The following is a 6,803-nucleotide window of genomic DNA, read 5'->3' as shown; positions in this document are numbered from 1 at the left end:
CTGCAGCCACGTCCAACCTCTCTTAAAAGCAGTGTGGGGGTGCCCATTGCGGTGGCACTGGGCGTTTACCAACACTCTAGACCGCGGTTCCCGCTTGTGCGTAGCTGGGGGCGCGGGATGAAGCGGAACGGCGGGGACCGGCGTCGTACGCCCACCTTGGCGGCATGCCGCGAAAGGCCCGCCGCATGGGGCGCGCGCCGGATCCGGGGTAACGCAAATCACACCCGCTTCGGTGCGCCGCGGGCAGCGGAGCCGGCACCGCCTCCCCGAATCGCACCCAGGAGTAGAGGCAAAATGGACGCAGCCCCTAGACTGGTTCATGTACAACTTTTAATCCAGCGCGGAAGCGTTGAACGCAGGAGGAATCACGTGAGCGAGGCCGACGCCGGCACTGTAGCCAAGGTGGCAGGCAAATTGGGGTTCAAGGATGGGGATCTCATCCAGGAACTCGGATATGACGACGACGTTGACCTTGACCTACGGGACAGCATTGAGGAACTCATTGGTTCGCAGATGCTTGACGAGGACGACCACGACGTGGCTGATGCGGTCATCATGTGGTGGCGGCAGGACGACGGGGACCTCGTCGACGCCCTGGTCGATTCATTGACCACCCTCGACGAGGGCGGCGTCGTGTGGATCCTCTCGCCCAAGTCGGGCCGGGACGGCTATGTGCCGCCGGCGGAAATCCAGGAGGCGGCGCCCACGGCCGGGCTGCACGTGACCACCACCGCCGGAGTGTCCACGGACTGGGCCGCCACCCGTCTGGTTCCGCGCAAGCGCCAGTAATGGACGACGCCGGCACCCGCCGGGGCGTTCGCGCCGGGGACACGGCGCCCGACTTTTCCCTGCCAAACCAGTTTGGCGAGCCGGTGACCCTTTCCGGGCTGCGCGGATCGCCCGTGGCAGTGGTGTTTTATCCCTTTGCCTTCTCCCGCATCTGCACCGGGGAGCTGTGCGAGCTGCGCGACAACTTCGCCGAGTTTGCCGCTGCGGACGTGCGGCTGCTGGCCGTGTCGGTGGACAGCAAATACACCCTGCGGGCCTACGCCGCCGCCGAAGGCTACGACTTTGACCTGCTGGCTGACTTTTGGCCGCACGGGCAGGTGGCCCATTCCTACGGCGCCTTCGACCCCGAACGCGGCATGGCCCGCCGCACCACCATCGTGATCGATGCCGCCGGCACGGTCCGGGACGCGTTCAGCACGGCCTCCGGACAGGCCCGCCCGCTGGAACGGTACCGCCAGGCGCTGGCGGCCCTGTAGCCATGGACGCCGGGCGCGACGATCCCGTCCGGCCCGGCATCGGGCTGACCGGGCTCACGCAGAACCGGTTCGCGCAGAACGGGCTGGGCGCACGCGCGGGTGCCGCCGCGTCGGCCGGGCCAGCCGCACACGCCGACGCCGCCGCGTCGGACGGCGCGGCCTCGCAGGGTGGCGGCATGCTTGACACGGACGTCCGGGCCGCCCTGGACGAGATGGTTCCGGTGCTGTCCGCCGGCAGGTTTTCCCTCCTTACCGGTGCAGGCCTGAGCACGGATTCGGGCATACCCGACTACCGCGGCCCGGGTGCCGCCCCGCGACAGCCCCTGACGTACCAGGAATTTGTGGGTTCGGAACCCCTGCGCCGGCGCTACTGGGCGCGCAACCACATCGGCTGGGCCACCATGCACCATGCCGTTCCGAACGCGGGCCACCGCGCCGTGGCGGCCATGGAGTCGGCCGGCCACCTGACCGGCGTCGTGACCCAAAACGTCGACCGGCTGCACGAGGACGCGGGGGCCGTCAACGTGGTGGACCTGCACGGACGCTTTGACGCGGTGGTGTGCCTGCAGTGCGGCGAGGTGTACACGCGCGCCTTCATCGCCGTCGTCCTGGCCGAGCTCAACCCCGGCTTTCTGGATGCTGTGGCGGCCGCCGGGGGAGCGGCGGCGGGGCCGGACGCGGACGCCGAACTGGACCACGAGCAGCTGATTGGCGGCTTTCGGGTGGCCCGCTGCCCGCTGTGCGGTGGCATGCTCAAGCCCGACTTCGTGTTCTTCGGCGAAAACGTGCCCAAGCAGCGGGTGGAGCGGGCCTACGCGATGGTCGACTCCGCCACGTCGCTCCTGGTGGCCGGTTCCTCGCTGACCGTCATGAGCGGGCTGCGGTTCGTGCGCAAGGCGGCCAGGGACGGCAAGCCGGTGATGATCATCAATCGCGGCGCCACGCGGGGCGACGGCCTGGCGGACGTGAAGCTGGAGGCGGGCGTCAGCGAATCCCTGGGGTACCTGCGGCGGCGGTTGGATCAGGAAGTGGCGCCCGGGGCGGGCGATCGGGTACAGTAGTCTCTCGTTGGCCGGGGCAACGGGTGCTCAACCCGTTCGTTTGGACAGTGAAATGGGTCTTTAGCTCAGCTGGTAGAGCGCCACGTTTACACCGTGGATGTCATCGGTTCGATCCCGGTAGGACCCACCCCCAAAAACCCCGCCCATCCGCGGCCGAAAGGCCCGGATGGGCGGGGTTTTTCAGCGCCGCCCGGGTGTGGTCCCCTCAATCCATGGTGCCGTCAGTCCGCGGGGGCGGCCGGGCCAAAATCGAGCCGGCCGGAGCGTTGCCTGCCCCTGAGTATGTCCAGTATCTCGTTGCCGATGACGCCCGCCGTGTGCGAGAGGTCCGCGGGCGGCCGCCCGCCGCCGGCTTCGCCCAGATGCGTCAGTTCCTGGGCGAACAGCTCCAGGTCCCAGAGTTTGTCGCCCGTCCGCGCCGCCAAGGGCAAGGTAAACCCCATGTCCGATCCTCTTTCTTCCATCGTGGCAAGAGACTATGGCATCAAGCTGCGAGCCCGCCCGAAAGATGTCGCATGAACGCTGACAGCCGCAGGCATGGACCGAGGCGGCGCCGGTCCAAACCGCGCCCAAACGGCGCCGCGACGGCGCGACGCGCAAAGGGGCGGGGGAAGCGCTCCGCGCCGGTCCCGCGTCGTGCCTTGGGAGGCGCCGTACCGTTGGGGTGTCGTGGCTTGGAGGGTGGGGACCTCCACGGCGAGACACGGCGGCGGGCGGACGGGCCGGAAAGGGAAGGGTCCCGTCAGCGCATTGCTGCGATGACGGGACCCTGGGTCTGTTGGCCCTTATTCTCCGGGACGTCCCGAACGGGAATCCCTCTAGTCTTGCCCCAGCCCAAGAAACCAACAGATTCGACACTACCGCCTCGGTTCGGGGCTGGCAATGGATGGTCCGGCACGGCCGCCAATGTTGGCCCGTGCGGGCAGAGGCTCGGATGTCAGTCCCCGTCCGTAACGTTGCGGGCATGGAGTCAACAAGTGAGCATGTCCTGGTCCGCACTGCACCGTCCGGCGAGCCCGTCGTGGTGGAGCGGGCCGGGCGCGAGTGGGTGGTGGCGGAGGGGGCCTTGCGCTGGTTCGAGAGGACCAACTGGTGGGAGCTGCAGCGGCGCATGCCCCGGGGGCAGGGCCGCATCGACGTGGAGGTGTGGCGGGTGCAGGCAAGGCTGGGGCGCAATCCGCGCAGCGACCTGGCCACCATGGACCTGGAACGCGATCCCACGGGAGGCGGCTGGCGCCTGAGGCGCGCCGCCTGAGGCCCGCCGCCTGAGGCGCGGAAGGACGCACTGATTGGGCAGGCCGCGCTTAAACTGAAAGGCTCCTCGCCACAGCTATTGGGGGACGCTGTGGAGAGGAGCCAGTAACAAAAATATAACGGCTGCCGGCTGCCGATGCAAATTGGGGCGCCAGCGGCAGTCATATGCGGGCGATTTGGGCGTTGCGGGCCGTCGCCTCGACTTAAGGTGAGCGACCTTCCACTGTGGCTATTGGGGGACGCCACAGTGGAAGGCCTGACATCGAATATACAACCATTGGCGCCTCCGCACAACACCGGACGTTCTACCTCTTGAGGTGGACAGTATGATGGTAAGTGTTCATTGCAGTGGACGACTCGTCGTTGCTGTACGCATCGTTGCTGTACGCATCGGGACGCAGGCTGAGGGCCCGGTCCCTTACGGTGGTTAGGAATCGCATGACGGAAATTCAGGCCACGAAGCGGGCCAGTGACGCCCGCGGCCACTCCTCGCCCGCCCCGGCGGTCACGAGGGCGGCGGCGGTTCTCGATGCCCTGGCGGCGTCCGATTCCGGCCGGCTGACGCTCAGCGACCTGGCCCGGGAACTGGGCATTCCAAAGTCGTCCACCTCCAATCTCCTGCAGGCCCTCGAGGACACGGAGCTGATCACCCGGCTCGGCGCCGACTATGCCCTGGGCGTGAAGCTGGTGGAACTAGGCGCCGCGTACCTGAGCCGCCGCGACGAGGTCCGCGAGTTCTACCGCTTTTGCGAGCAGGCGCCCACACTCAAGGGCGAGACGGTGCGCATCGCCATGCTGGACGGCGAAAACATCATCTACCTGGCCCGCTATGAAGGGCACCCGGCCGTCCGGCTCACGTCCAACATCGGCGACAAGATGCCGGTCTCGGTCTGTGCTGTCGGTAAGGCGCTGGTTGCCCGGCTGCACGACCATGACCTGGAGCAGCTCTTCCCGGACAAGCTGAAGCTGCCGGTCATGACGCCCAAGTCCCTGAAGACGGGACGGGCGCTGAAGGATGAAATCATCCAGATCCGGACGCAGGGGTACGCCTTCGAGGACGAGGAATCCACGCTGGGCGTGGTGTGCCTTGGCATGGCTGTGCCCACGCGCGGGGCGCACGGTCCGAGCCTGGGCGTTTCCGTGACGGCGCTGAAGGCCACCTTCTCGGATGGCCAGCGCGACCGCATGGTCGGAGAGCTGCGGGAGCTGGTGCGGACGCTCGGCAACCCCATGGGGTAGCGGCGCGGCTGACAAATTGCCCTAGGCGACTCGTTCACTATGATGTACGCTGTTCAACATAGTGATCGACCTCATGGTCAGCGTCGCATTTCCGGGACCAACGATGGTTCGGGATGTTTCAAGGGAGAACCAGTGACTACACAGCCATTACCTTCAGCGGGCCTGTCCGCCGCCACGGAGCGGGACATCGTCCCCGTCGACCCGCAGCAGCTCCGCCGGGCCACGCTCGCCAGCTCCGTGGGCTCGGCCCTGGAATATTACGACTTCTACATTTACGGCCTGGCCACCGCCCTGATCTTCGGCCCGCTGTTCTTTTCCCCGCTGGGCCCCTCCGGCGCCCTGATCGCCTCCTTTGCCACCTACGGCGTCGGCTTCGCCGCCCGCCCCTTCGGCGGCCTGATCTTTGGCTACATCGGGGACCGCTTCGGCCGCAAGCAGGTGCTGCTGCTGACCATCGGACTGATGGGGACGGCGTCGTTCTGCATTGGGCTGCTGCCCACGCACGCGCAGGCCGGCATGCTGGGCGCCGTGCTGCTCGTGGTCCTGCGCATCATCCAGGGGCTGGGAGCCGGAGCCGAACAGGCGGGCGCCACGACCCTGATCTCCGAGGTGGCCCCGCGCAAGCGCCGCGGCTTCTTCGCGGCACTGCCGTTTGTGGGCATCCAGGTGGGCACGCTGCTGGGCGCCGGCACCTTCGCCCTCATGGGCCTGGCCCATCCGGAAGTACTCACCGGCTGGTTGTGGCGCGTGCCGTTCCTGGCCAGCATCATCCTCATCGCCATTGCCATCTACATCCGCCTGAAGCTGAAGGAAACCCCCGTCTTCCAGGAGCTGGAGAAGCACAAGAGTGTCACCAAGAACCCGGTGGGCGTGCTGTGGCGCTCCTCCAAGAAGAACGTGCTGATCGGCATGGGCCTTCGGATGGGCGAGAACGGCAACTCCACCATCTACTCAACGCTTTTGGTTGGCTTCATGGCGGCCAAGGGTGGCGTGTTTGAAGGTGACAAGTTCATCGGCCCCATCGGGCTGCTGATCGCCGCAGGGTTCTCCGCCATCATGGTGGTCGCCTTCGGTGCCCTCTCGGACCGCGTCGGCCGCGTCAAGGTCTACCGCTACGGTGCACTTTTCCAGCTGCTCTTCGCCTTCCCGGCGTTCTACCTGATCTCCCTGGGCAACGTGACCCTGGTCTGGATTGTCATGAGCATCGGCATTGCGCTCGGCGTGCAGTCCATGCTTGGCCCGCAGTGCGCCCTGCTGCCCGAGCTGTTCGGCTCCACCCACCGCTTCACCGGCGTGGCCATGAGCCGGGAAATCTCGGCCGTGTTTGCCGGCGGCATCGCCCCGTTCGTGGGCGGCCTGCTGCTGGCCGTCACCCACCAGTCCTGGATGGTGCTGGCCGGCTACTCGCTGGTGCTGGCGGGGATTTCCTTCGCCACCACCTTCTTCACCCCGGAAACCGTGGGCCGCGACCTGCTGCTGGCCGAAGACGCCTAGCTTTCCTTGCCGGCGGCGCCTGCCTTGGTGGGCGCCGCTTGGCGTTTAACCGCCCTTCCGCGCACGACGCCGGCCGCGCGTTCCGCCAGGCCGCGCGTTCCGGCGGCCGCGCGGAACAGGACGGCAAACAGGGGAGCCTCCATCCGGAAGCTCCCCTGGTGGCCATTCAGCCATGTTGGGGACGCTGTGCGCGGCCCCGCAGCAATTTCAGCCAGCGGGCGGCTTAGCCTTGATCCACCGAAGAAGTTTGGTGTTGCTGCGGCGTTTTAAACTCGAAATGCCCGTCGTTAGGGGAAAATTGGACTTACCACAGAACAGTTTTCACGAAAACGAAGGACATCTCGTAGATGAAAGTTTCCCATACCGTAGCGGCCTTGTCAGTTTCTTTTGATGAGGAAAATCTTGTGTCTCCCACGGGCCTGGTTCCGGTGATGCGCCTGGCGGAGAATGCGGGTCTGCATGCGCTGGCTGATGAATGGCTGAGCATCCC

8 protein-coding genes, 1 tRNA gene and 1 pseudogene are annotated in these 6,803 nt (G+C 66.7%); 8 read left to right on the top strand and 2 right to left on the bottom strand.

Annotated features, from left to right (window positions below; translation table 11 throughout):
- Positions 1 to 369: 369 nt before the first annotated feature.
- The 4 genes from G6034_RS19170 to G6034_RS19155 all read left to right on the top strand — a co-directional run bounded on the left by G6034_RS19170 (position 370) and on the right by G6034_RS19155 (position 2,453).
- Entirely contained in the window at positions 370 to 789 is a 420-nt protein-coding gene (locus G6034_RS19170; RefSeq protein WP_176636697.1) for a DUF3052 family protein, read from the top strand.
- Entirely contained in the window at positions 789 to 1,265 is a 477-nt protein-coding gene (locus tag G6034_RS19165) for a peroxiredoxin (protein WP_176636696.1), read from the top strand. The genes G6034_RS19170 and G6034_RS19165 overlap by 1 nt, the downstream gene beginning before the upstream one ends.
- A gap of 2 nt (positions 1,266 to 1,267) precedes the next feature.
- Positions 1,268 to 2,326, top strand: a complete 1,059-nt coding sequence (locus G6034_RS19160) for an NAD-dependent protein deacetylase (protein WP_425485548.1) — start codon at positions 1,268 to 1,270, stop codon at positions 2,324 to 2,326.
- Positions 2,327 to 2,380: 54 nt separating this feature from the next.
- Positions 2,381 to 2,453, top strand: a tRNA-Val gene (locus G6034_RS19155).
- Positions 2,454 to 2,547: 94 nt separating this feature from the next.
- Here the strand turns inward: G6034_RS19155 and G6034_RS19150 are convergent.
- Positions 2,548 to 2,769, bottom strand: a complete 222-nt coding sequence (locus tag G6034_RS19150) for a hypothetical protein (protein WP_176636695.1) — start codon at positions 2,767 to 2,769, stop codon at positions 2,548 to 2,550.
- A gap of 521 nt (positions 2,770 to 3,290) precedes the next feature.
- Between G6034_RS19150 and G6034_RS19145 the strand changes: the two genes are divergently transcribed.
- From G6034_RS19145 to G6034_RS19135, 3 genes are all read left to right on the top strand, one after another.
- A complete protein-coding gene (locus G6034_RS19145; RefSeq protein WP_246296370.1) occupies positions 3,291 to 3,581 on the top strand; it encodes a hypothetical protein in 291 nt (96 codons plus the stop codon).
- Positions 3,582 to 4,018: 437 nt separating this feature from the next.
- Entirely contained in the window at positions 4,019 to 4,819 is an 801-nt protein-coding gene (locus G6034_RS19140) for an IclR family transcriptional regulator (RefSeq protein ID WP_176636693.1), read from the top strand.
- A gap of 186 nt (positions 4,820 to 5,005) precedes the next feature.
- Positions 5,006 to 6,313 carry an MFS transporter gene (locus G6034_RS19135; protein WP_343038168.1) on the top strand — a complete coding sequence of 436 codons (1,308 nt, stop codon included), beginning with the start codon at positions 5,006 to 5,008 and terminating at the stop codon, positions 6,311 to 6,313.
- Here the strand turns inward: G6034_RS19135 and G6034_RS19130 are convergent.
- Positions 6,310 to 6,456, bottom strand: a complete 147-nt coding sequence (locus G6034_RS19130) for a hypothetical protein (RefSeq protein ID WP_176636692.1) — start codon at positions 6,454 to 6,456, stop codon at positions 6,310 to 6,312. The two genes, G6034_RS19135 and G6034_RS19130, sit on opposite strands and share 4 nt — an antisense overlap.
- A 204-nt stretch (positions 6,457 to 6,660) precedes the next feature.
- Between G6034_RS19130 and G6034_RS20035 the strand changes: the two are divergent.
- Positions 6,661 to 6,803 (top strand): annotated as a pseudogene (locus tag G6034_RS20035) (IS1380 family transposase); the annotation flags it as partial.

This window comes from Arthrobacter wenxiniae (assembly GCF_013376105.1).
Classification (GTDB): Bacteria; Actinomycetota; Actinomycetes; order Actinomycetales; family Micrococcaceae; genus Specibacter; species Specibacter wenxiniae.
This window is presented reverse-complemented; position numbering and strand designations above follow the sequence as displayed.